20 protein-coding genes and 1 tRNA gene are annotated in these 24,528 nt (G+C 63.1%); 9 read left to right on the forward strand and 12 right to left on the reverse strand.

Annotation, left to right across the window (positions count from 1 at the left end; all coding sequences use genetic code 11):
* Positions 1-199 precede the first annotated feature (199 nt).
* Positions 200-1,900 (reverse strand): spermidine synthase, encoded by a 1,701-nt coding sequence (locus tag BISU_RS04010; RefSeq protein WP_033502905.1) that lies wholly within the window; start codon positions 1,898-1,900, stop codon positions 200-202.
* Positions 1,901-2,000: 100 nt separating this feature from the next.
* Between BISU_RS04010 and BISU_RS04015 the strand changes: the two genes are divergently transcribed.
* The 6 genes from BISU_RS04015 (at position 2,001) to BISU_RS13520 (ending at position 6,755) form a co-directional block, all read left to right on the forward strand.
* Positions 2,001-2,864: a thiamine diphosphokinase gene (locus BISU_RS04015; protein ID WP_024463372.1), complete on the forward strand. Its 864-nt coding sequence runs from the start codon at positions 2,001-2,003 to the stop codon at positions 2,862-2,864.
* 13 nt (positions 2,865-2,877) lie between these two features.
* Positions 2,878-3,273: an arsenate reductase family protein gene (locus BISU_RS04020; protein ID WP_033502904.1), complete on the forward strand. Its 396-nt coding sequence runs from the start codon at positions 2,878-2,880 to the stop codon at positions 3,271-3,273.
* A gap of 70 nt (positions 3,274-3,343) precedes the next feature.
* Positions 3,344-4,399: a type I glyceraldehyde-3-phosphate dehydrogenase gene (gap, locus tag BISU_RS04025; RefSeq protein ID WP_024463374.1), complete on the forward strand. Its 1,056-nt coding sequence runs from the start codon at positions 3,344-3,346 to the stop codon at positions 4,397-4,399.
* Between the two features lie 398 nt (positions 4,400-4,797).
* Positions 4,798-5,340, forward strand: a complete 543-nt coding sequence (gene ybaK, locus BISU_RS04030) for a Cys-tRNA(Pro) deacylase (protein WP_024463375.1) — start codon at positions 4,798-4,800, stop codon at positions 5,338-5,340.
* A gap of 246 nt (positions 5,341-5,586) precedes the next feature.
* Positions 5,587-6,540 (forward strand): aldose 1-epimerase family protein, encoded by a 954-nt coding sequence (locus BISU_RS04035; RefSeq protein WP_024463376.1) that lies wholly within the window; start codon positions 5,587-5,589, stop codon positions 6,538-6,540.
* Between the two features lie 140 nt (positions 6,541-6,680).
* Positions 6,681-6,755, forward strand: coding sequence for a 50S ribosomal protein bL37 (locus tag BISU_RS13520; protein WP_003817083.1), 75 nt, complete (start codon positions 6,681-6,683; stop codon positions 6,753-6,755).
* 113 nt (positions 6,756-6,868) lie between these two features.
* Here BISU_RS13520 and BISU_RS04040 read toward each other — a convergent pair.
* Positions 6,869-6,942, reverse strand: a tRNA-Arg gene (locus tag BISU_RS04040).
* Between the two features lie 164 nt (positions 6,943-7,106).
* Between BISU_RS04040 and BISU_RS04045 the strand changes: the two genes are divergently transcribed.
* Positions 7,107-7,790, forward strand: coding sequence for a GNAT family N-acetyltransferase (locus BISU_RS04045; RefSeq protein ID WP_081672676.1), 684 nt, complete (start codon positions 7,107-7,109; stop codon positions 7,788-7,790).
* A 261-nt stretch (positions 7,791-8,051) separates the two neighbouring features.
* Positions 8,052-9,215, forward strand: a complete 1,164-nt coding sequence (locus BISU_RS04050; protein WP_024463378.1) for an ATP-binding protein — start codon at positions 8,052-8,054, stop codon at positions 9,213-9,215.
* 202 nt (positions 9,216-9,417) lie between these two features.
* Here BISU_RS04050 and BISU_RS04055 read toward each other — a convergent pair whose 3' ends face one another.
* From BISU_RS04055 to BISU_RS04075, 5 genes are all read right to left on the reverse strand, one after another.
* On the reverse strand, positions 9,418-10,290 hold the full coding sequence (locus BISU_RS04055) for a glutamate cyclase domain-containing protein (protein WP_051246056.1): 873 nt from the start codon (positions 10,288-10,290) through the stop codon (positions 9,418-9,420).
* 239 nt (positions 10,291-10,529) lie between these two features.
* A complete protein-coding gene (locus BISU_RS04060; protein WP_024463380.1) occupies positions 10,530-12,320 on the reverse strand; it encodes an acetyl/propionyl/methylcrotonyl-CoA carboxylase subunit alpha in 1,791 nt (596 codons plus the stop codon).
* Entirely contained in the window at positions 12,320-14,236 is a 1,917-nt protein-coding gene (gene pxpB, locus BISU_RS04065; protein ID WP_024463381.1) for a 5-oxoprolinase subunit PxpB, read from the reverse strand. Before pxpB ends, BISU_RS04060 begins: the two co-directional genes overlap by 1 nt.
* Positions 14,224-15,114, reverse strand: coding sequence for a LamB/YcsF family protein (locus BISU_RS04070; protein WP_226839139.1), 891 nt, complete (start codon positions 15,112-15,114; stop codon positions 14,224-14,226). The genes pxpB and BISU_RS04070 overlap by 13 nt, the downstream gene beginning before the upstream one ends.
* 145 nt (positions 15,115-15,259) lie before the next feature.
* A complete protein-coding gene (locus tag BISU_RS04075) occupies positions 15,260-16,057 on the reverse strand; it encodes a putative hydro-lyase (RefSeq protein WP_024463383.1) in 798 nt (265 codons plus the stop codon).
* 278 nt (positions 16,058-16,335) lie between these two features.
* Here BISU_RS04075 and BISU_RS04080 point away from each other — a divergent pair, with 278 nt between their 5' ends.
* Positions 16,336-17,298 (forward strand): aminodeoxychorismate lyase, encoded by a 963-nt coding sequence (locus BISU_RS04080; protein ID WP_024463384.1) that lies wholly within the window; start codon positions 16,336-16,338, stop codon positions 17,296-17,298.
* 299 nt (positions 17,299-17,597) lie between these two features.
* On the opposite strand, the gene dnaG is transcribed toward BISU_RS04080, so the two are convergent.
* The 5 genes from dnaG to BISU_RS04105 all read right to left on the reverse strand — a co-directional run bounded on the left by dnaG (position 17,598) and on the right by BISU_RS04105 (position 24,507).
* Positions 17,598-19,730, reverse strand: a complete 2,133-nt coding sequence (gene dnaG / locus BISU_RS04085; RefSeq protein ID WP_024463385.1) for a DNA primase — start codon at positions 19,728-19,730, stop codon at positions 17,598-17,600.
* Between the two features lie 65 nt (positions 19,731-19,795).
* The gene (locus BISU_RS04090; RefSeq protein WP_024463386.1) at positions 19,796-21,082 is read right to left on the reverse strand and encodes a deoxyguanosinetriphosphate triphosphohydrolase; all 1,287 of its coding nucleotides are present in this window, start codon (positions 21,080-21,082) and stop codon (positions 19,796-19,798) included.
* A gap of 255 nt (positions 21,083-21,337) precedes the next feature.
* A complete protein-coding gene (gene alr / locus BISU_RS04095) occupies positions 21,338-22,696 on the reverse strand; it encodes an alanine racemase (RefSeq protein ID WP_024463387.1) in 1,359 nt (452 codons plus the stop codon).
* Between the two features lie 283 nt (positions 22,697-22,979).
* Entirely contained in the window at positions 22,980-23,519 is a 540-nt protein-coding gene (locus BISU_RS04100) for a histone acetyltransferase (RefSeq protein ID WP_033502873.1), read from the reverse strand.
* Between the two features lie 469 nt (positions 23,520-23,988).
* Positions 23,989-24,507 carry an S-ribosylhomocysteine lyase gene (locus BISU_RS04105; RefSeq protein WP_024463389.1) on the reverse strand — a complete coding sequence of 173 codons (519 nt, stop codon included), beginning with the start codon at positions 24,505-24,507 and terminating at the stop codon, positions 23,989-23,991.
* Positions 24,508-24,528 lie beyond the last annotated feature (21 nt).

Raw genomic sequence — 24,528 nt, forward strand, 5'->3', positions numbered from 1 at the left:
CGCATGGGTCATTCGCAGCATACAAGTCTGTCTATGGTTTTCCTATTCGCAGCCTTCAGCCTAGCAGTGCCATTGTCCGCGTCACGTTAATGGCGGGATTTCGACCATCTCCTTCACACGAAACGTCATGCTGCCAGGCTTGCCATGCCGCAGGTCGTCGTTGCGACTTTGCCTCGACACAGCTCCCGCATCCACGGGCTTATTGCAGCTCCAACAGCCCTTGGATGCCTTCGGTGCGCAGAATCTCCCGATACGGCTCGGCCTGCTGCGCGATAAGCTCGTCGATGGCGTGCATGCCGAGCAGCTCCACCGGCGCCCTGTCGTCGGTCAGGATCATCGCGCCGTCGTGCGACCGGGCTGGCGGCGCAAGCCGGCCGGCGACCTCCCCCATCGCCCATTCCAGGTCGTCATCATGCGTGCGCGCGGCGGTGACGGCTTGCAGCGCGTCGGATTTGCCGGACTGGATGATGCCGCTATCGCTGGCGCCTTGGCCCGAATTATCATTATCCGACGCGCCGCTGCCTTTGCCGGACGTCTTGGCGAAGAGCTCGCGGTTGGTCGTGTCGGGCACGTCGGCGGTCAATATGTTCCGCCGCCCGAAAACGCTGGCGATGGTGCCGGTCAGCGCCTCGTTGATCGAGCCCTCGCCGTCGGAGATCATATTCATATTGACGACCATCACCCCGCCGGGATTGAGATGCTGCCGCACCATCGTGAAGAACTCGGTGGAGCTCATCTGAAAGGGAATCGTGATGTCCTGGTAGGCGTCGACCATGATCACGTCGTAGCGGCTTGTGCTTGCGGCGAGCCAGGCGCGACCGTCGTAGGTGCTGACCGGAATATCCTGCGGCTCCTTGAAATACTCGCCCGCCAGCGCCGTGATCTTCTCGTCGATTTCCACGCCGGTGATGCGCATATCGGGATAGTACTGGCGCAGCTGACGCGCGTAGGTTCCCGTGCCCATGCCGAGAATCAGCGCGGAATCGGCATGATCGGCAAGCGCCGAAGCGGCGAGCGCGGTGTCGTAGTACATGCCGGTCAGGCCCGGCTGCTTCATCGTCACCGATTGGACCCCGAAGAGCACATTGGTCGACAATATGGTGCGGTCGGACAGGTTCTTGACCTGCAGATAGTTGTAGATCGACTCGCCTTCGTAGGCCAGTCCGCGTTCCCAGAAGGCGAAGCCGCTCATGGGCGAGGCGATGGCGGAAGCGATGAAGATGACCGCGCTGATGGCGCTAACTACGAGACGGACTTTGGAAGCGATGAAATACGTGAGCGCGAGAGCCAGCAGGAGGCCGGAGAATATCAGGAAGGTCACGAAGGTGCCGACCGCCGGAATCGTGACGAAGGTCGGCAGGAAGGTGCCCAGAATCGAGCCGATGGTGTTGCAGGCGCTTAAGCGGCCGACCACGGAGGCGTTGTCGTCCAGCGAATCGGTGGCGAATTTGACCAGGCCTGGGGTCACGGTGCCCAAAAGAAACAGCGGCGGCACGAAGATCAGCATGCAGCTGATGAACGCGGCGATCACCAGGAAATTCGTCGACACCGTGACGACGAGCAGGCCCGAAACGGCGATGATGAGGTACTTGCCCAACAGCGGAATAAGCGCTATCCACACCGCCGCGATCATCAGGCGCATATAGAGCTTGTCGGGGTTGGGATCGCGGTCGGCCTTGCGTCCGCCCCACACGCTGCCCAGCGCCAATGCGATCATAATCGTGCCGATGATGATGGTCCAGACGATCTGCGAGCTGGAGAAGTACGGCGCAAGCAGGCGCGATGCGCCCAGTTCGGCGGCCATCACGGCCATGCCGGAGAAGAACTCGGTGACGTACAGGAACATCTTCGAGCGCAGAATCGGGCGTATGTGGGTCGTCGTAGTGGTCGCGGTGGTCATAATCCCCTCTTTGCAGCAAGCGTATCGCGAGCCTATCAGACTGGTGTGAATGCGGGCAGGGGCTCGCGTTTGCTTTAGCATGTGGGCTAGAGTGGCAGCCATGAGCCAAGAGAATCGGGTATGCGTCATCTTCGCAGCAGGGCAATATTACGGGGCGATGCCGAGCGTGCCCGCGGGGCTGCTCGCAGCCAAGGGCGGCCGGCATGAAATCGCTCGCGAAACCATCGATGATACGCATGACGATAATTCTCATGGGTCGGCGGGCGCAGCCGCTCCGGCTCCCCATCCGTTGGTAATCGCAGCTGATGCCGGGCTCGACCATGCGCGGGCCGCCGATGTCGCCGCTGATATCGTGATCGGCGATTTCGATTCCGTGCAGGGCGGCATACCCGATGACGGGCGCACGCTGCGGCTTCCGGCGCTCAAGGACGACCCCGATATGCTCTCCGCGCTGAAAGTCGGCTGGAATCGCGGAGCACGCGAATTCCATATTCTCGGCGGGTTGGGGGGCAGAATCGACCATACCATCGCCAACATCCAGCTCATGGGGCTGCTGGCCCAGCATGGCGGCGTCGGATTCCTGTATGGCGACGGCGCCATCGTCACCGCCATCACCGACAGCGAGCTCGCCTTTCAGGCGCATGCCGCGATGCCAGGCGGCATGGTGTCGGTGTTCGCGCAGTCGGATTCGGCGCACGACGTGAACGAGCCGGGGCTGAAATATCAGCTGCGGCACGCGACCCTGACCAACAGCGTCGTGCAGGGCGTGAGCAACGAGTTCCTGCCGGGCATTGCCAGCGCGATCAACGTGCATGACGGCACGCTTATCGTCACCTTCCCCATCGCCACGCCCATGCCGGCGATTACGCGCTACCGGGAATTCTCTGGCGATCTGGGGCCGCTCGACACCGAAATCTCGCCGATTCTGGCCGACCAGTTCACGAATCGCGCATTCAACCATTAAACCAGGAGGTTCCATGACCGAACGCAACGCCGACATACCGCTGTTCATCTGCTATTCGCGCTGCTCGACCTGCGCCAGGGCGCGGCGCTGGCTGGGCGAGCACGATATCGAATTCACCGAGCGCGATATCAAAACCGACAACCCCACCACAACCGAACTCGCTGCCTGGTACCATGCCAGCGGCCTGCCGATCCGCCGTTTCTTCAACACCTCCGGGCAGGTCTACCGTGCGCTGGGGCTGAAAGACAAGCTGCCTTCAATGAGCGACGACGAAGCGCTGGAGCTGCTTGCCACCGACGGCATGCTCGTCAAACGCCCGATCATTGTGACCGCTCACGCCATTTTGGTCGGATTCGCGCCCGAGGTGTGGCGCACGTCACTGGCAAGTACACACGGCGGGATAGAGTAGAGACCGTTGGTAAACAATGGCCGGGGCGCGCAGGCGCGCGCCCGAGCCTGATCCCTAAGGGAGTAAATTTATGACAGTGAAGATTGGTATCAACGGCTTTGGCCGTATCGGGCGTCTCGCGTTCCGCCGTATCCTCAAGCTCCAGGAGCGTGGTGGACAGGCCGGTGACATCGAGGTTGCAGCCATCAACGATCTGACCACCCCGTCCATGCTCGCCTACCTGCTCAAGTACGACAGCACCCAGGGATCCTTCCGTCATGATGACGGAACGGCATACGATGTGACTTCCACCGACACCGCCATCGTGGTGGACGGCAAGTCCTACACGGTCTACGCCGAGCGCGACGCCCGCAACTTGGCGTGGGTGAAGAACGACGGCGTCGAGTTCGTGCTCGAGTGCACCGGCTTCTACACCTCCGCCGAGAAGTCCCAGGCTCACCTGGACGCCGGCGCCAAGAAGGTGCTCATCTCCGCTCCGGCGAAGGACGACACCACTCCGACCGTCGTGGCTGGCGTGAACGACGATATCCTGACGGCCGATGACAACATCGTGTCCGCAGGCTCCTGCACCACCAACTCCTTGGCCGCCATGGTCAAGACGCTGGACGACAGCTTCGGCATCAAGGCCGGCTTCATGACCACCATCCACGCCTACACCGGCACCCAGATGATCCTCGATGGGCCTCGCTCCAAGACGGGCCGCGCCAACCGCGCCGCCGCCGTCAACACGATCGAGCACTCCACCGGCGCCGCCAAGGCCATCGGCAAGGTAGTCCCCTCCGTGCAGGGCAAGCTGCAGGGCCACGCTCAGCGCGTCGCCGTCCCTGACGGCTCCGTCACCGAGCTGACTTCCGTGCTGGAGAAGTCCGCGACCGCCGACGAGATCAACGAGGTCTTCAAGAAGGCCTTCTCGGATTCTGAAACCTACGGCTACAATGCCGACGGCATCGTGACCTCCGACATCATCGGCGACACCCACGGCGGCGTCTTCGATCCGACGCAGACCGCTGTCAACGAGGTCGACGGCGTCACCTTGGTGCGCACCGTTGCCTTCTATGACAACGAGAACGGCTTCACCTGCAACATGATCCGCACGCTGATGAAGTTCGCCGAAGTCTCCAAGTGAGTGATCGCGGCTCGTCCGCGTCATCGCTAGCTGGCTGGCCATAGGCGTATTCAGTTTGCCGCTTTGCCCCTGCCGGGCTTTGAGCATTATGCTCTTTGCCCGGCAGGGGCAAAGTCGTTTCCGCCGTCCACCGTTATCGAGTTACCGCGACGCCGTGATGCTTGGCGTCCGTTCTACAGCGGCATCCATAGGCTGGCGCTACAAAAATGGACTATAAAATCTCTAAACCAGCCGTTAGCGGCAGAACTGCAGCGTTAAGCCCTTGGTATAGCCGCAATCCGATTTCTAAGCCGGCCGCTAAGGATGGCAAAGGCCGGGAAAACCCGCGGAGGCGTCGTCATGCGCGACGCGAGCAGCTGCACGGCTCAAATATCGTCTCTATGCGATACAACGAAAGCATGTCGAAACGAAGCAAGCACGCAACGGGCGGTAAAGACGAGGGGACCAACGGCACAGCTGCCAAAGGAGGCACGCCCGCCATCGCACAGCTGCGCAAAGCCGGGGTGCCTTTCGAAACCTACGAATACGAGCACTCCTCCGATCATATGGACGAGGGATACGGCATCGAGGCCGCGCAACGGCTCGGACTCGACCCGCATCAGATCTTCAAGACGCTGATGGCCGATACCGGCAGCGAGCGCGTGATCGGCATCGTGCCGGTCAGCGGGCATCTCGATCTCAAAGCGCTGGCCGCGGCAGTCGGCGCGAAGAAGGCCGCCATGGCCGACCCGGATGCGGCGCAGCGCGAAAGCGGCTACGTGCTCGGCGGCATTTCGCCGTTTGGCCAGCGCACCCGGCATCGCACCGTGCTTGACGAAAGCGCGCTGAATTTCGATTCCATACTGGTGTCGGGCGGCAAGCGCGGACTCGATGTCTCGGTCAACCCTGCAGATCTCGTCACGCTGCTGCGCGCTGCAACCGCTTCCATCGCCACGTGGTGAGGAGCGCTGCCGCAGCAAGCAAATACGGCAATAACTTCACCACCATGCAGCGGCTCCGCTATCCGATGAATTCACCATCCGCTGTCCGCTTATGATGAGCCGTCGTCTCGTGGTGATGCGTCACCACGAGGCGCAAGCGGAAACACCGGTAAGACCATTGCTCGCAGTAGAGTGGCACTGTCAATCATCATGGCTCGCGGCAACGATTCGCCGCGGGCTTTCCACAACGATATGGGAGATGCGATCATGCCATCCGCTAACCTGCCTCCTCGCTCGGGCCGGCAATTTTCCTTGAAGCATGGCGACTACGTCGCAGTGGTCACCGAGCTCGGCGCATCGCTGCGCGAACTCGCCTACCAAAGCAAGGAGGTCGTCTGCTCATGGCCGGCCGACGAGACCGCGCCATGCAGCAACGGGCGGGTGCTCATCCCCTTCCCTAACCGCATCGCCGACGGCGCATACACCTTCGGCGGCACGACCTACCAGCTCTCCATCGACGAGATCGAGCGTCGCAACGCCATCCACGGCTACGGCTATCGCTCGTACTGGGAGCTTGAAACGCTTGAGGACGACCGGGTGACGCTTTCATGGCGCGTTCCGCAGATATCCGGATACCCCTTCTATCTCCTCGTCACCGCCGATTATCGCCTAACGGACGACGGCCTGCATCTGCGCATCACCGCCGCGAACCATGGTAAGCAGCGTGCCCCATGGGCCTTCGGGCTGCACCCGTGGTTCGCCAACGGATTCGACGGCTATGGCGACGAGATCGATGGGTTCAACGCCCAGTGCCGCGTGACGATTCCCGGCGACACGCATGTGACCGTCGACGAGCGTCTGCTGCCCACCGGGACCGAGCCAGTGGACGGCACGAAATACGATCTGCGCGAAGGCCAGCTGCTCACCCAGCAGCCCTATGACGACGCGTGGACCGATCTGCACCACGCTGCCGATGGCACGACGACCGCCGAGTTCGAGCGCCCTGACGGGCTGGCGGTACAGGTCGTCGGTGATGAGAGCATCACCTCCTTCCAAGTGTGCACCGGAACCGGCTTCCCGGCGTTCAAGCATCCTTCCGGCGTGGCGATCGAACCGCAGACCGCGTATGCGAACGCCTTCAACACCGGCAAGGATCTCATCGCCATCGAGCCGGGAGATACGGCGTCCACGTCGCTGCTCATTCACGCCGAGCAGCGTTGACGGCTCGGGGAACTCGACCTTGCAGGCATCGCAGACCATGCCGATGCGCATCGGCTAATGAAAAGTCGTCCGCCTTGTCAACGTCGTGCGGGTGTGCGATAATCCCCTAGGCTAACAAACGTTGAGTAAAGGAGTCCATCATGGGTATGCGCGGACGCAAGCGCAAGGATCGCCGTAAGAAGGCCGCCAATCACGGCAAAAGGCCAAATGCCTGATTTCTGCCGGCGCGTCGAGCGCCACGGCATTCATAAATAGGCTCCGAGGAACTTGCTTCCCCGGAGCCTATTGCTATCTTGTTGCTATCTCAGCGAACCCATACGCCGGTAAGTGACCCCGGCCGGATTCGAACCGGCGACCTTGAAATTAGAAGTTTCCTGCTCTATCCAACTGAGCTACGGGGCCAAACAACGAAACGACACTTTAGCAGCACCTCCGTATCATCGCTTCGCTTGGCGGCTCCGGCACTGACGCGATCACGGCGCAACCGCCGCGCGAACAGCGCCGGACGTCCCGCCACGAACGCTTTCGGCCGCACACGCTCCGAGGCTCTGCTATAACGTATAGGTATGAATGAAAACGCCTGTGACGAATCGGACATGCTGCATACGCCCAGACTGATCCTGCGCCGCTGGCAGGTCGGGAACGAAATCGAGATTTCCGCGCAATACTCCTACGCCACCAATCCGGACGTCACCAGAGCCAGCGGCTGGGCGCCTTATGACGACATCGAGGAGTGCCGCAGCTACCACGACAAGGTCCAGGCGCCCGATCCGGAGTGCTTCGCGATCATTCTCAAGCGGACCGGCCTGCCTATCGGATCCATCGCGTTCAAGCCGCTGCCCGCCGCCCAGAAGCTTCCGGACGGCGGCGATCCGGCTGCCTGCCGCGAAGTGGGATTCTGGCTGGGCGAGCCGCACTGGGGCCGCGGCTTCATGCCGGAGGCGCTTAGGGCGATGCTGCGCCACGGCTTCGAGAATCTGGGCCTCAGCACCGTATACGCCCGTCATTTTCTGGACAACACCCGTTCGCGCATTCTGCTGGAACATTGCGGATTCGCTTACGACCACACCGAATACGACAACTCCTTCCCCTCGCTCGGCGAAATCCGGGACGAGGATGTGCTCGCGCTCACCGCGCAGAACTGGCGCGAACGGCGCAAGCAGCTGAACGTGCCCGACGCGCCGAAGCACATCGGCTCGGGCGCGTATTGGGGCAGCGACCCCACCATCGCGAAGCGGCCGCAGTGCTGAATATGCTGATGTCGTGACTTTCACTACGCTGCGATTTCCAATACATGGCGAACTTCGACGCGACGGCCTTCAACGTGACGGCCTTCAAAGCAATGTCCTTCGATAACAATGACGATTTCGATGCGATGACACGTTCAATGCAATGACCGAGTAGCCCACGGCTGACGCGAATCCGATGATTCCATGGTGCAATAATCGTCACAATGCGATGAAATGCGATGAATAATGCATCGTGTCTTATCGCATGGATACCATGGGCACATGGGGATGCATAGGGAAACGCCACATGGCGACAGCGCAAACGGCAGTGCGCTTGGACAGACTGCAGGTAAGTCCGCGGCGGCTTTCGCCCCATTCGATCATCGCCCGTGCGGCGAGAAGAACCTCACTTTCACCTATATGCAGCAGACCTTCGCCACGGCGGGCTTGGCCTGGGATGAATTCGATCAGGACGGCCTCCATCTGCATGACGCCCAGGGCGCGTTCACCGGAGCGGCGCTGCTGCTCTCCGATCAGAACCCTTTTGCTGTGAAATGCGCGGTTTTCGCTGGAGACACCAAAACGCAACTCAAGGACCGCGTTGAAATCCGCGGCTCGGCGCTGCGCCAGATCAACGATGCCGCGCATTTCCTCACGCTGCATAATATCGACGGCCAGTGGCCCGAGGCGGCGCTGCACGAATCGCTGGTCAACGCCGTGCTGCATCGCGATTACGAGTATTCGGGGCCGATTCTCGTCAACGTCTTCTCCAATCGCATCGAGATCGTCTCGCTGGGCGGCCTCGTCCGCGGCCTGCAGATCAACGATCTGCTCAACGGCATCTGCCAGCCGCGCAATGCTTGGCTTGTGCCGATATCCACTGCATTGGGAATCGGCGAGAACTATGGCACGGGCATCCCGCGCATCATGGACGCATACGCCACCAGCTCGGCCAGCCCGCAGTTGCGCGTCGGTCCCTCCTCCGTGGCGATGGTCCTCCCCGTGCCGGTGCTCGACGACGAGTCGTGGAATGAGGAGAACGAAGGACACGACGGCGGCGACGATGACGAGCATCAGCGTACCGAGCCCGCGGCCAAGCGCTACGCATTCCCCGAGCTGCGGCCCTACATCACGCAGGATCACGCGCAGGCTCTGGTCGGCGCCAGAGTAATCGGCGTCGCCCCGCTTTCCACGCTGGTGCTCGGCACCGGGGCGACGCCCGAGGAGCAGCCGCTCGAGCCGCCCCATTCCTATGTCGTGCAAATGCTCGAGGAAGTGACGCTGCATCTCATGGCGAGCAACGGCGTTGCCTTAGTGCGCAAGGATCTCGAAATGCAGTTGGGCCTGAGCCGCAACCAAACAGCCTATCTGCTGCGTAGTCTGACCAGGCAGGGCAAGATTCGCAGGGTCGGTCACTCGCGGGCCACGCGATATTATCTGAGCTGATTGCAATCTGCATCGACGATCGGCATTGCCGCCTTCTGACCGATTGCGTCAATGCCGCAACGATATGGCCCGCGACACGACGGTTTAGCAGTTCGGCAGTTCGGCAATTCAGCAGTTCGGCAGCATAAGCGCACCACGGGCGTGCAAATGTCTGCCGAGCATCCTTAGCGCCAATCTCCTGAGACCGCTTAGCGGCGTGGACTCAGATACCCGTATCTCGGCGAATTCGGGCACGATGCGACATGGCCCGTATCTGAGCGTAATAGCGCTCCTCGTTCAGGCCGTCAACGGTGGGAGTGTTGCGCAGCGTCACCCCGTCCAGCCCGCCGGCCGCAGCGATTCGAGCGAGCAGATCGCGATGCCACGCCTCGTCCAGAATCGCTTCGAGACGGCGGCAGCCCAAAGAATACATCGCGCACACCAGCGCATGGCCTCCCCAGTTCGAGGTGCCCGCCACGATGAGCTCGCGCGTGGCGACACTACAGGCGATATGCGTACCGTCCGCGACGGCGCCTTCGATGGCGAATCGCGCGATGCGACCCATGCCTATCTCATTGCCGCCGTCGCCGATGCCGATCGTATGCAGGCCAAGCGAAGCCAGGCGGCTGAGCGGGGCCGTCCACTCGAGGATGTCCATGCCGCGCATATTCCTCGGTATGCCATCGAGCGACGGACCGACGCGTTCGATGAATATGACCGTGTCGATGGATCGCGCCCGCACCAACGTCGTAACGGACTCCAGCCACGCGGCGAAACGCTCACCCCCGGGAGCGATGAGCACATGGTCGTCAGGCAGCGTGCCGTGCGCCGCCGCAGCGACCACCGGCTCGCACCATGCATCGCTGACCAGCCAAGCGTCTCCCCCTATGGAGCGCAGCGCGGAGCACAGCTCCACAGCCCCTGCGGGGCCATCGGTTTCAGCGGCCGGGTACCGGGCATGCGGGATGTAGAACCCGGTCACGACCAGCGCCTTACGTCTGGCGCCTGCGGAGAGCCAGCGTGCGGCCCGGAACAGATCGCCCTTCACGAAGGTCATGAGCGTCTCGCTGCCGCGTCCCACATCGTGGGCGGCCATGGTCTGGATGCCGGTCACATTGCGATAACGCCGCCACACGCCCAACGACGCCCACAGGAGCCGGATGCCATTCCCTTTGCCGCTGCGCACCGCCTTGCTGGGCGCATTGTTTTTGGCACCGCTGTTTTTGAAGATACCGCTATTGAGAACACTGCCCTTGAAAGCCTTGCCTTCGCGGGCGGCTCCTTCGCGGGCATCCTCTTCGCGAGCGACGTCCTCGTGCGCATAGTGGCCGTTGTTCATAGCACCTCACCCAACTGCTGGCCGAATTCGACGAAATCTCCCGCCGCCGCCTGACTGCGCAGCACGCCGGCACGGGAAGCAGCGACCTGCGTCTCCATCTTCATGGCTTCGATGACGACGACGGGCTCGTCCTCATCCACGCTCGCCCCGTCCTCAACCAGCCAACGGACCACCGTACCGGCGAGCGGGGAGACAATGGCATCGTCAGATTGGGCATTCTGCGCGTCATTGCTCGCCTGGCCGTCGCAGCCATGACTCGCGGTTGAATCCGGCGCATCACCACGCCCGCCAGCCGATGCCGCAAGCGCATTCAGCTGCGCACCCAACTGTGCGGGCAGGCCGAGTTCGACGCGCCTGCCATCGAGTTCAATCCAGGTGCGCGTCACGGCTTCGCTGTCCGCGCGCGTGCCCGGAGTCCCGCCGTCAAGCGACTCGGATGCGGTGCGCGGCAGGAACGCCTCTTCAATCCACCGGGTGTAGACGCTGAAGCGCCCCTCGTCGGCGAAGTCGGGTTCGCGCAACACGGCTTTGTCGAATGGCACGACGGTGGGCACGCCTTCGATATGCAGCTCGTCAAGAGCGTGCCGCATGCGTCTGATGCACTCGACACGGGTGCCAGCGTGGACGATGAGCTTGGCGAGCATCGAATCGAACTGATCCGGGATTTTCGAACCCGCGGCGATACCGGTGTCGAATCGCACGCCGGGTCCGCTCGGCGAGCGCAATGCGCTGATGACGCCGGGGAACGGCACGAAACCCCGAGCGGGATCCTCCGCGTTGATGCGGCATTCGATCGCATGCCCGCGCGTATCCGGTCGCAGGCCGGCGAGCGACCCGCCTTCGGCGATGCGCAGCTGCTCGCGGACCAAATCGATGCCGCTGACCATTTCGGTGACCGGATGCTCGACCTGGATGCGCGTGTTCACTTCCATGAAGGACATCGTCCCGTCGTCGGCGACGAGGAATTCCACCGTGCCAGCGCCCACGTAGCCGACTTGCGAGCAGATCGCCACGGCGGCATCCTCAAGACGCGCGGTCGTTTCATCGCTCAGGAACGGCGCAGGAGCCTCTTCGATGAGCTTCTGGTTGCGCCGCTGCAGCGAGCAATCCCTCGTGCCTACGGCGATCACGGTGCCGCAGGCGTCGCCAAGCACCTGCACCTCCACATGGCGCGGCCGGTCCAGAAAACGCTCGATGAAGCAGTCGCCATTGCCGAAGGCGAGTTCGGCCTCATGGGTCGCTGTCGCAAACGCCTCGCGTACCTCGTCGAGCCGGCGCACGACCTTGAGCCCCCGTCCGCCGCCGCCATGTACGGCTTTGATCGCCAGCGGCAGCCCGTATTCCTTGGCGAAATCCACGACTTCGGCGGGGTCATGCACCGGAGCCGTGGTGCCGGGAGCCATAGGCGCCCCGACCTCGGCGGCGATGGCGCGGGCCTGCACCTTGTCGCCCAGCGCTCGAATCGCGTCTGGACTCGGACCTATCCATATCATGCCGGCGTCGATTACCGCCTGCGCAAAATCGGCGTTCTCCGAGAGGAAGCCGTAGCCCGGATGCACCGCGTCGGCCTTGGCTTCGCGGGCGACGCGCATGATCGCCTCAATGCTCAGGTAGGTCTGCTGCGAGCTGCGGCCATGCAGGGCGTAGGCCTCGTCGGCTAGATTGACGAATAGCGCATCCGCATCGTCGTCGGCGTATACGGCGATCGCCGTGCGCCCGTCGTCGTGGCAGGCATGGATGATGCGCACGGCGATCTCCCCACGATTGGCTATTACAATCCGCTGCATCATGCCGCCTTCTTTGCTTGTTGCCTATCAGTCTGCTGAATATCCTGCTGGTTGCCTGTCCGTTCAGCGCCGTTGCAATCAGCGCCGTGCGGGTCGGCATCGAGCCGATCGACGCCGGCCCGATCTGCGTTCATCGCATCGGTATTCATTCCAGCGGTGTCCATCCCATCGCCTTCGACACCCATGCTGACTGAAACACTGTCTGCGGCGCCATCCGCGGCAGTACCCGGGTCACGGCCCGGCACTCGGAACCGCACCAGCGCACCCGCTGGCAATTGGCCCGCGAGCGCCAGCGAATCCGGGTCGAGCACGGCGATCACCGGGTAGCCACCAGTCACTGGATGGTCGCGCAGGAACAGCACCGGCTGGCCATTGCCGGGCACCTCGATGGCTCCAGCCACCGTGCCTTCGCTGTCCAGCTCCCTTGTCACGATCCGCTCCAACGGTCGTTCGGCATTCAGCCGCAGCCCGACACGATCGGAGCGCGTCGTCACGCTCCAGCATTGGCCAAGCAAGTCATCGATGGCCTGCGCGGTGAACCAGTCGTCGCGCGGCCCGAGTGCCGCGGTCAGTTCGGTGACCGATCCGCGTGCCGGCAGGCGCGACCAGTCGACGCCGTGCCCGGTTATCGTGTGAGGCTCGTCGGTAAAGCCAAGAAAATCATCGGCGCGAATCGGTCCGGGGCCGATATGCGACATCGTGTCGCCGGAAGCGCTGCCCAGCACTTGCTCGACCGCAAAGCCGCCCTGCACGGCAAGATAGTCACGCAATCCGTCGCGCAGAGTCCCCAGCTCCACGCTGTCGCCATCGTTCAGGATGAACGCCTCCTGACGCGCTATGGCAGTAAAGGAGCCGTCCTTCCCGCAGATGATGATCGGCGCCCGCGCACCCGCCAGCGCGACCACTGCCTCACCTATGGCGGCGAAGCATGCCCCTCCGCCGGCGATTTCGATTGCCGGCGTGCCGGCAGGATTGCCGACAAGCGCATTGGCCCGATGCAATGCCGTCGGGTCCGCCGCGCCGGAGGCGGTCACGCCCATGCTCGCAGCCGTGCGGCCGTCATCCTCGAATATGGCGAAGGCACCGGGCCGTACCACGCGCAGACCATGTACGAGCACTGGCGTTGGCGCAGATCCGGCCCGTCGCCGAGTCGTCTGCTGGCCCTGTCGGCCCTGTCGAGCGGCGATGCCGACGCGATTCGCTGCGGCAGACGAATCGGCGTCTGCATCGGTCCCATCCGCCGCACTGCGATTGCTGCCGCCAACGGCGCCGATTCGCTCATGGGATACGCAGAATCGAACGCTGTCGCCCGGCTGTATCAGCGCCGGCGGGTCATGCCGCTCATCCCACAGCGCGACTGGCGTGAAGCCGATCAGCTGCCAGCCGCCCGAACTCGCGCGCGGATAGACGCCGCTGTACGCGCCGGCGAGTCCGACAGAACCCGCCGGCACGCGCAGCCGCGGTTCTTGGCGGCGTGGCACATTGAACAACGGGTCGTCGCCCGTCAAATACGCGAATCCTGGCGCGAAGCCGACGAAGGCCGCCGTCCACGAACATGACGTATGCCGCTCGACCAGCTGCTGCGGAGAGATGCCCAGCATGGCGGCGACCGCGTCCAAATCCTCGCCATCGTAGATGACCGGCACATCGACGGTGCGGCTCTCGCGGGCCGATTGGGGCTTATCGCTGCGCAGATCGCGGATTGCATGCTCGATCGACATGCGCGAGACTTCCAGCGGCTCGAAGCGCACGAGCAGCGTGCGTGCGGCCGGCACGATTTCAGTAAGCCGCGCCAGGCAGGAGTCGCCTTCGCGCTGCCGCTGGGAGATGGCATCGAACAGGCTCATGACATCGTGCGCGTCTCCGGCATCGAGTTCTACGAGCAGCGCCGAGGTGCCGACGTTCAGGAAGCGCATGGCCGGCCCTCACCCGCGAACGATGACAATGCGACGCCGTTCGATTCCAAGCGCTCGCGCACCGCCCGCGCCATATCCACGGCGCTGGGACTGTCGCCGTGCACGCAGATGGAGTCGGCGTCGATACGGATCATCGTCCCATCGATGGCCTCGATGGTGCCGCCGGCAACGAGCTTCGCGATACGATCGGCCACCTCGCCCACGTCATGGATGACCGCGCCGGATTGCGAGCGCGGGACCAGTCGGCCGTCAGGCATGTAGGCGCGGTCGGCGAAGGCCTCGCTAAAGACGCGCAGCCCGGCATCGGCGGCGATGAGGCCAACGACCGAGCCGGGCAAAGTGAGCAATCCCAGCGACGAGTCGACGGTCATGATGGCGTCGACGACGGCACGAGCCTGCGTTTCGTCCACGGCGATGCGGTTGTACAGCGCCCCGTGCGGCTTGACGTATGACACGCTGGCTCCCACGCTTGCGGCGATGCCTTCGAGCGCCGCGATCTGGTAGATGACGTCGGCCTTGAGATCTCCCGGCTGCTCATCGAGAAAACGCCGTCCGAATCCGGAAAGGTCGCGGTAGGCCACGTGAGCGCCGATGCACACATGGTTGGCTGCGGCTTGAGACGCCGTGCGCAGGATCCCTGCGGGGTCGCCCGCATGGAATCCGCAGGCGATGTTCGCACTGGTCACCACATCGAGCAGGGCCTTGTCGTCACCGAGCGTCCAGCGGCCGAAGCTCTCCCCCATATCGCTGTTCAGGTCGACGCTCTTCGCGCCGGCGCCGCTGGGACCGCTGCGTGCCGCGCGGGCGGAACCGGAAGCGCTGTCGTCCTCGTCGAAAACCATTACTGTGCCATCCTCCCTGTGTTGTCGATGATCCATACCGTCGATGATTCCAATGTCGATATTTGCGAGGCTGCGTGTGATTGCCGGTGACCGTGCGCTGCCTGATACGCCACGCCTCAGCTGCGATTATGCACCTGTGTCATATACCGCTGTGCCATATGCCGCTGTGTCTTATGCACTGCTACGCCATGTACTGGCGATCGGGAACATCGGTGATGAACATGTACCCCGGCGCATGGGTTATGGCGAAGGGCGGACGCGAGGCCATGACCGCGGCCTGCGGGGTGACGCCGCACGCCCAGAACATGGGGATGTCTCCCGGTTCGAGAACAGGCGCGTCGCCGTAATCGGGATGGGCGATGTCGCCGATGCCGATGCCTGCCGGGTCGCCCACCCATACCGGGGCCCCGTGGACGCCCGGATAGCGGCCTGAAATCCGCGCGGCCTGGGCCACTTGGCTCGGCTGGATGCCGCGCATCGAGACGACCATAGTGGAGCTGAACCGGCCCGCGTCGGCGCAGCGAATCGAGGTGTCGTACATCGGCACGTTGGCACCGGCAATAATATGACGCACTGGGATGCCTGCGTCCATCAGTGGGAATTCGAAGGTGAAGCTGCAGCCGATCAGGAAGGTGACCAGATCGTCATGCTCGTCCCAAACATCGCGGATGTCGTCACAGGTGTCGGCCAGCTCGCCGTCTCGCCATATGCGGTAGCGTCCGATGTCGGTGCGGATGTCGGCCCCCGGAGCGATCTTCGGCTCGTATGATCCCGCGTCGAGCACCTCCAGAATGGGGCAGGGCTTCGGATTGCGCTGGGCGAACAGCAGGAAGTCGAAGGCGTACTCCTTCGGCAGGCTGATCATATTCGCCTGCGCGTATCCGCGGGCGATGCCGCAGGTCGGGCGCGCCTGCCCGTCCCTGAAAGCGCGGCGGGCCTGGGCGGGCGAAGCTGAAGCGTCGAGCGAGATGTGTTCCATGCGGCTTATCCGTCCTTCGAATCGAGATTTCGTGCGCATGCGGGCGGCTGGTCTCCTTCCGCGTCGCACTGCATTCCACGGTAAGCGCAAGAGGTTAAACGCGGATTACCATTGTCGAAACATGTGTTAACCGTGTCGCGCGGCAGCGGCCCCGTAGCCGCTCAGCACGCAGGTGTTCGCGACTTGGCTGCGTTGGTTGCGCGCCGATACGCGCCAAGGAGCGCACCGGTAATGTCGATGCGTTATCTTGTGCTTGAATCCAATGGAAAAGGAGCATCATGGACTCGATCATTCTGGGTGTTGGCGGCAAGGACCTGTTCGCGCCGGAGCGCACTTCCCCGACCGATTCTGACAAGAATCTGATTCGCATCGTCGATCCGCATTACCGCTGCGTGTCGCCCTTCGATCTGAGCGTGCTGCGCGGCGACGGCGTGTTCGAGGCGACCACAGTGTGGCACGGCTACCCGATTTCCCTGGAGAACCATCTCAAGCGGCTGTCGAATTCAGCGCGGCTGATGGACATGCCCCAGCCGAATCATCAGGCGTTCGTCGCGGCGATCAACGAGGTCATCGCGCAGTACGACGATCCCGAGCCGGCCCCTTTGCTGCGCATTCTCGTGTCGCGCGGCATGGACCCTGACACCGGCATCGGCAAAACGAACTACGGCACGCCCAGCGTGTGGATGTTCCTGGACGGGCGTGGCACGCTGCACGATACCGCCCCGATCACGCTGACCTCGCTCAGCCGAGGCTATGCCAGCGATGTCACCGCGCGTGCGCCGTGGCTGCTCAACGGCGCGAAGACCCTGAGCTACGCAGTCAATCAGGCGATGCATCGCGAATGCCGGCGGCGTGGAGTTAATGACGCGGTGACCTATACCGCCGACGGTTTCACGCTCGAATGCCCGAATTCGTCGATCGTGGCGCAGTACGGCGACAGCCTCATCACCCCCGACCCGCGCATCGGCATCCTCAACGGCACCTCGCAGCGCGAGATGTTCGCCTGGGCACGGCAGGAAGGCTTGGATATCAAGTACTCAAAACTGCCCATCGATCAGCTGCGCGAAGCCGACCGGCTGTTCATCACGCACGGCGGCTGGGTCATCCCTGTGTCCGCGCTTGACGGACGTGTCTACGACGTTGACGAAACCCAGGTCGCCGGCATCAACGACGCCATCCACTCCGGCCGCACCCATGACGACGCGCTGTCGATCGGGCCGTTGGGAGCTTACGAGGAGTAGACGAGGGCCGTGCCGGGCGAAACTCGGGCGTGGCCATCATCTATTAGGCAGATTTCCCATGGAACCGTTCGCAAGCGGCGTTCCGAGGCAATTCCATGCGACTAGAAATGGCGCAATTGCAAGGTTTACGGGACAACATGGTAGGTGTGTACTTCGCGCATGTGCCTAATAGACGAAAAAAGTGCCTAGTACTTGATTTTCAGCGGTGATTTTCAGCGGTGATTTTCAGCGGCGTTCCGGTTCTGCCATCGGTTTGGCCCATTGCGCCATGTTGACCAAGCGTTCGTTTCCCAGAGCTGCTAGGCCACGTTGCCATAGACCTGCGTCTGCAGGTCCTTGCGGGCGGTTTCCATCGTGGTGATGTCGCCCAGCAGCGTGATCTTCTCCTCGCCGTCGGGCAGCTGCGACATTTTGCGCTTGGCGGCACCGATGCGTCGCATGAAGCCTATATCGAGCAGCCGAGCCAAAAGCTCGGAGGCATAGCGCCGTTCAGCCGGGCTGGGCGCACGCAGCTGCACAGGCGCGGCTTGGCCGTTCTGGGCATTCTGGCCGTTCTGAGCCGATGAATTGGCTGTGTCGCGAGGGTTGGGCGGCAAAGGCAGCGGCATGACGGCCAGCTCGTTGATGACCTGCTCAAGCAGCGGCCCGCCAGCCTTGGTGAGGTTGTGAATCCACAAACCCTGCGGCGTGTCGTCACTCGGCAGTCCGCCTGCGGCAGCCACCGCCTGGAACAGCGAGCGGAACACCAAAGTCATGAAGTTCGACAGGCTCAATTGCGCGAACCACGCGCGGTCGATGGCGCGGGGCACCTGAATGAGCGTGGCCATGAACTGCTGCTCGCAGATGAACACGGCGTCGTCGATGCGGTAGTAGGTCTGCTCGTTGGCGTCGCGGCGTTCGAGCGCCTTGCGGCGGGCCGGATTCGCATACGGATCCTCGCCGCGCTCCCCGCGCCCCGCAAAACCGCCGGAAGCGCCTGAGCCGCCCATGCCGCCGCCCGAGGCCGCGCCGCCGAAGCGTCGTTTCGGCGCATAGGCGTCATCGTCGCGCACGTTGAGCTGCCGACGTGCGGCATTGACCTCGCGGCGCATGATGTCGAGGTCCACGCCGATGCGGCGCGTCGCCTTGCGCGTGTAGATGTCCAGCAGCGAGCGGTCGCGTATCTGCGCGATCAGCGGGGCCGTGGCCTTGACCGCGCCCATCTGGCCGGTCGTGTACGACGTGTCGAAGCGCGCGATGGCGGCGTCGATCACGAAATCATACAGCGGCTTCGCATGCTCGATGAGCGAGCTCACCGCCTCGTTGCCCTGCTCCAAACGCAGGTCGCAGGGGTCGAGGTTGCCGTCGGCGACCGCCACGAAGGTCTGCGAGAGGAACGCAGAATCAAGCGCGAAGGCATGCAGCGCCGCCTTCTGCCCCGCCGCATCGCCGTCGAAAGTGAATACGATGCGCGAGCTGAGCGACTGCCCTTCTACGTTGAGCGGCCCGATGAGCTGCACGGCCCCGAGCGAATCGTCGGAGATGAGCCGGCGCACGATCTTGGCGTGCTCCGCGCCGAAGGCGGTGCCGCAGGTCGCCACGGCGGTGTCGATGCCGGCCAAATGACAGGCCATCACATCCGTGTAGCCTTCGACGATAACCGCCTGGCGCTTCTTGACGATGGCGGATTTGGCCAGGTCGATGCCGTAGAGCACCTGCGTTTTGCGGTAGAGCTGCGTGTCCGGGGTGTTGATGTATTTCGCGCCGATCGTATCATCGTCATAGAGCTTTCGTGCGCCGAAGCCCAGCGTGCGCCCGGTCGAGTCACGGATAGGCCAGGTCGCCCGCCCGCGGAAGTAGTCGTAGACGCCGCGCTGGCCTTGTCGCGCGAGCCCGGCGTCCAGCATCTCCTGCTGGGTGAAGCCTTTGGCGGCCAAATAGCGCACGAGATTGTCCCAGCCCTGCGGCGCGTACCCGCAGCCGAAGCGTTCGCAGTCGGCCTGGCTGAAATTACGGCCGCCAAGCAGCTTGCGGGCCGCGAGCGCCTCCTTGCTCATGATCTGCGAGACGAAGAAGCGCTGCGCCTCCTCGTTCGCATCCAGCAGCCGCGTGCGCTTCGAGCCGGAATGCTCCTCGCGGCCCGACCCAGCCTCGTAATGCAGCTCGATATGGTATTTGTCGGCCAGCAACTCCACGGCCTCGCGAAAGTCGATGTTCTCCTGCTGCTCGACGTAGCCGAACACGTCGCCGCCCAGCCCGCAGCCGAAACAGTGCCAGACGCCCAGCGACGGCCGCACCGAGAAGCTTGGCGTCTTCTCGTCATGGAAGGGGCACAGCCCTACGTAGGTGCCGGTTCCCGAAGGCTTGAGCGTCACGGACGCAGACACGATGTCGTACAGGTCCGCGGCGGCGCGCACCTTCTCCACATCTTCCTTCAGAATCATTCCAGCCATAGCGCCCTACAATACCCCACCCGGTGCAGCAGGCGGCTCGCCGAAGCACACAGCCGAAAACGCGCCTAACACAGAATCGAGTGCATCGCCAGCGCCGAGCCGTCGGTGAGATTGGCAACCTGATCGACGGCTACTCTCAGACGCTCGGCATCGCTGTTGGCTTCGTTCCAGTCCTGCAGGAACACGGCTTCCAAGGCGTCGCTGGGCCGCGGGGAGTCGGCCATGAGCACATCGACCAGATCCTCGACGATGGCCTGTTCCTGCTGGTGCATGGGTTCGTGCTCGCGCGGCTCCATCACGAAATAGACGGCGATGCCCTTGAGGATCACGATCTCGTACTCGGTCTGCTCGGGAATGACGACCGAGGCGCTGTATCGCGTCAGCGGGCCGTCGCCGTAGCGCTCGCGCGTGGCAGCTTCCACCGACCCGGCGAAGCGGCCGATCAGGGCGCTGGTGATGTTCTTGAGCTGGGCCAAGGCCCCGCGAGAGCCGTTGAAATGCGTGGGGAACATATGCTCAGCCCGCAGCCGTCGTAAGGCCGCGAGCAGCTTGTCGGCGTCCCATTTCGCACCGTACCACGCCCGCGTGTCCCCGATGAGCGCGTCGATGATACGCGCGTCGGCCAACGCCATCGGGTTGAAGGCTCCTGTCGCGATCGCATCTTCGACATCATGCACGCTGTAGGCGATGTCGTCGCTCAGGTCCATCACTTGGCATTCCATCGGCTTCGTGGCCTTCGGTGCGCCCTGCTTGAGCCAGTTGAACACGTCGACATCATCCGGGTACACGCAGTATTTCGCGCTGCGCTCACCCTTGGGATGCTGCGCGGCCTCGGCCAGCGTCCACGGGTATTTCACGGCGGCATCCAGCGAGGCACGGGTCAGGTTGACGCCGGCCGAGCGGCCGTCGGCGTGAAAGACCTTGGGCTCCAGCCGCGTGAGCAGTCGCAGGGTCTGCGCGTTGCCTTCGAAGCCGCCGATGTCAGCGGCGATGGCGGCCAGCGCCTTCTCGCCGTTGTGTCCGAAGGGCGGATGGCCGAGGTCATGCGCCAGGCAGGCGCAATCCACCACGTCGGGGTCGCAGCCGAGCATCATGCCGATCTGGCGGCCAATCTGCGCCACCTCAAGCGTATGCGTCAGCCTGGTTCGGGCGAAATCGTCCGTCCCGGCCACCAGAATCTGGCTTTTCGCGCCGAGTCTGCGCAATGCGGAAGAGTGAATCAGGCGTGCACGATCACGTTCGAAGGCGGTGCGGGAGCGTGATTTCGGCGGCTCTTCCGCCCACCGTTCCTCGTCGAAGGCGTCGTAGCCCTCGTCGCCCAGCACCTGCTCGCCATCTCGCGTTGTTCCCATAACACCAGCATAGGGCTACGCCCCGCGTTTGGGGAGGGTCGCACGGCCTTTCGCTGCGTCTACGTGTTTTACAGCTCACACTTTTTAGCTGGCCTTGAAAAAGTGTGAGCCAAACAAACAATGGCAATGTTAGTTTTCCGCACCGCACATGGTGCAGTCTCAACGTTTGCCATCCGAAATACACGCACATGAAATGCGCGTTTTGCTCACACTTTTTTCAGGCCAGTCAAAAAGTGTGAGCCGCACAAGCAATTCCTACAGCACGCTTGCGGGGTCGAGCTTGGCAAGATCCTCGGCACTCAGCACTTCGTTCGCATGCGTATACAGCCTTGGGATGCGATTGCGCAGGCAGGTGAAAATCTCGTAGCTGATGGTGTCGGCGGCGCGCGCCCAGTCGTCGGCCGTCGGCTCGGCGAATTTCTCGCCACGGCCAGGGCCGAAGAGCTTGACGGTGTCGCCTTCGTGGATGCCGAGTCGTGCGGCAGAACCATGCAGATCGAGGATGAACTGGTCCATGCACACGCGCCCGGAAACGCGCATAAGCTTCGGCCCTGCGGCAATCATAACGCGCACCGGGCCGCCGGGCTTGACAGTATGCTTGGCCCCGCGCTCGTCGAATCCGGAGGCTGAGCGGTGAATGCCATCCGCATAGCCCAGCGGCACGATGGCGGTGCTGGTCTCGCCCTCGGTGATATACGTGCGGCCGTAGGAGACGCCATGCCCTTCTTCCACGTCCTTGACGGTGCCCAGCTGGGCTTGCAGGGTCATGGCCGGCGTCAACGCGTAATCCTGCGGCGTGCCCATCGCCGGGTCGGCTTCGTAACCGTACAGCGCGATGCCCGGTCGGGTCAGCTCGAAATGAATCTCGGGGCGGGTCAGCGTGGCGGCGGTGTTCGCCAGGTGCCGGATCTCCGGTTCGATGCCGGCCGTGCGCATGCGGCGCTCGAAATCATGAAAGTGCTCGATCTGTCTATCGGTGGAATCCACGAATTCGGGGACGTTTGGCGCATCAGCTACGGCGAGATGGCTCCACAGCCCGACGACATGCAGCACGCCTTCCTTGGCCAACGGAACCAGCTCCTGCAAAGCCGCGTCGAAGCCCTGCTCGGTGAAGCCGTTGCGTCCGAAGCCCGTGTCCACCTTGATATGCACACGGGCCGGGCAACCCAGCTGCCGGGCCGCATCGGCCAGCGCATCGATGCCCGACAGCGAGCCGAGCGAGATGTCGATGTCGTTGGCGATAAGCTCGTCAAACGGCACCGACAGGCCGTTGTAGACCCAGGTGAGAATATGGCAGCGATCCGGCCCGATGCCGGCCTTGCGCAGGGCCAGCGCCTCATGCGATTGCGCCGTGCCAAGCCATGTGGCCCCGCCGGCCAGCGCCGCGAGCGCCGCGGGAATCAGCCCATGCCCGTAAGCATCGGCCTTGACCACGCCCATCACCGCCGTGCCGGATTTCGGCCCGCCCACCACATCGATCAGATGACGCATATTGTCGCGCAGCGCGGCCAAATCGACAATCGCCTGGCCGGGGTATTGCCGCAGCGCGGCCTCGTAATTCGCTGTGCCTTGGGGGGAGGAGAAGGGCCATGATTCGCATGCATTCGCAGTCATGGCTTCATTGTGACTCGCATCATTGACGAAGATGCTGCGAGGCCCTCAGTTCGGCCCGCATGTCAGCAGTCCGCCGTGCCCTGCTTGAACCTCAACTCATACGACCCAGCAGCGTGCCTCAGCCGAGCAAACAATATTGGGCGCGATGCTGATCCGCATGAGACGGTCGTGTCGTCGGCCAATCCATGCACACTCCTACAGACTGCATCAATCACAATCTCACAGCAATCCGCGCAAAGCCATGCGCGGGCCATCGCCACCACCTGCGCCCGTCTCGTATCATTTACCACTCGTGGCGCTGATAGGCGATACGCGTCTTATCGGTGTCGCGGTCGCGCAGGGCGATCAGGCCGCACCGGACGAAGCCGCTGCGTTCGAAAACATGCTGCATGGCCTTGTTGTTGGGGTGCGTGTCGGCGCGCACGTTGCCGTAGCGCTCCGTCACCCAGTCGATGCAGTCGTAGGCGACATGCCCGACCTGCCCCGAGGAGGCGATGCGGTGAATGGTCACATAGGGGTCGCCGTCGAGCCAGCTGCCGTCGATGTCGTGGTAGGTCGGGTCCTCTCCTGTGCACAGCGCAAACTGGGCGAGGATGCGTTCTGCCCCAGTTTCGTTATCGCCTTCGCGCTCTACCAGCAGCATCGTGCGGCATTCGGCGATGTCGGCGCGCACGGTGCTTTCGCGCGGGAAGGAATCGCCCCACTGGGTCGGATTGCCATTCGCCGCCATCACCGCGCGGGCATGTGCGTAGATGCGCTGGATGCGCTCGTAATCGCGCATAGTCGCATGACGGAACCGACGGGAGGACGCAATGCTGCCCATATAACCACAACCACCTTGAGCCGAACTGAACAATGGAAAGAATCGGCCGCTAGGCTATCACGCCGCCCTCCCAGCATGGCGTCGCAAGGTGTTTAGACCCGTTTCCAACAGCATTGGCCTCGGAATTCCGTTTTCCAGGATGCTATTGCCCGTTATCTCGCTTATGTGTGGCGTTATTTCAAGCCCGCGGAGGTCTATCTGCGTTATGTGAGGCGCTAATACTGTGAGGCTCCATATACCAGCGGCCGAAAACGGCGATTTTAGCACCCCCGATACTCGACGCTTTGTGAAATAGCGCCTCACATAACGCAGATAGACCTCTGCGGCACCCCCCATAACGCCACACATAAGTGAGATACAACTCGACAGCAGGCTATTTCCTATCGCAAGCTTCCATCGAACCGACCGAGACCGCAATATTTTCGGATTCCAGCGCCCTCAGACCACGGTATTTTCGGATATGGCGCCCTCAAACCACCTTGCGCTCGAAGGCGTCGGAGCTGATACCTTGGGCGAGGATGTCCTTGCACCATTCCTTGGCGGTGAACAGGCTGTGGTCGCGGTAGTTGCCGCAGCTCTCGATCGTGGTGGCCGGCACGTCGTCCCACGTGGCTTCGAAAGCGATGAATTCCAAGGATTCCTTGAGCGCCTTGGCCACGTCCACCGTGGAGTGCTCGCCCCAGGTCAGCAGGTGGAATCCGGTGCGGCAGCCGAAGGGCGAGCAGTCGATGTAGCCCGGGATGCGCTCGCGCAGCAGCACGGCGATGGTGTGCTCGATGGTGTGCAGGCCTGCGGTCGGGATGGCGTTCTCATTCGGCTGTACGAGGCGCAGGTCGTAGTTGGAGATCACGTCGCCGTTCGGGCCGGTTTCAGTGTCGATGTAGCGCACGTATGGCGCCTTCACCTTGGTGTGGTCGAGCTGAAAGCTCTCCGGCTGCGGTTTGCTGTCTTGCGCCTTGGCTGCTTGGGTTGCGGTATCCGTTGGCATGATTCCTCCATTCGTGCATAA

The sequence above is a fragment of the Bifidobacterium subtile genome (assembly GCF_000741775.1).
GTDB classification, from domain to species: Bacteria; Actinomycetota; Actinomycetes; order Actinomycetales; family Bifidobacteriaceae; genus Bifidobacterium; species Bifidobacterium subtile.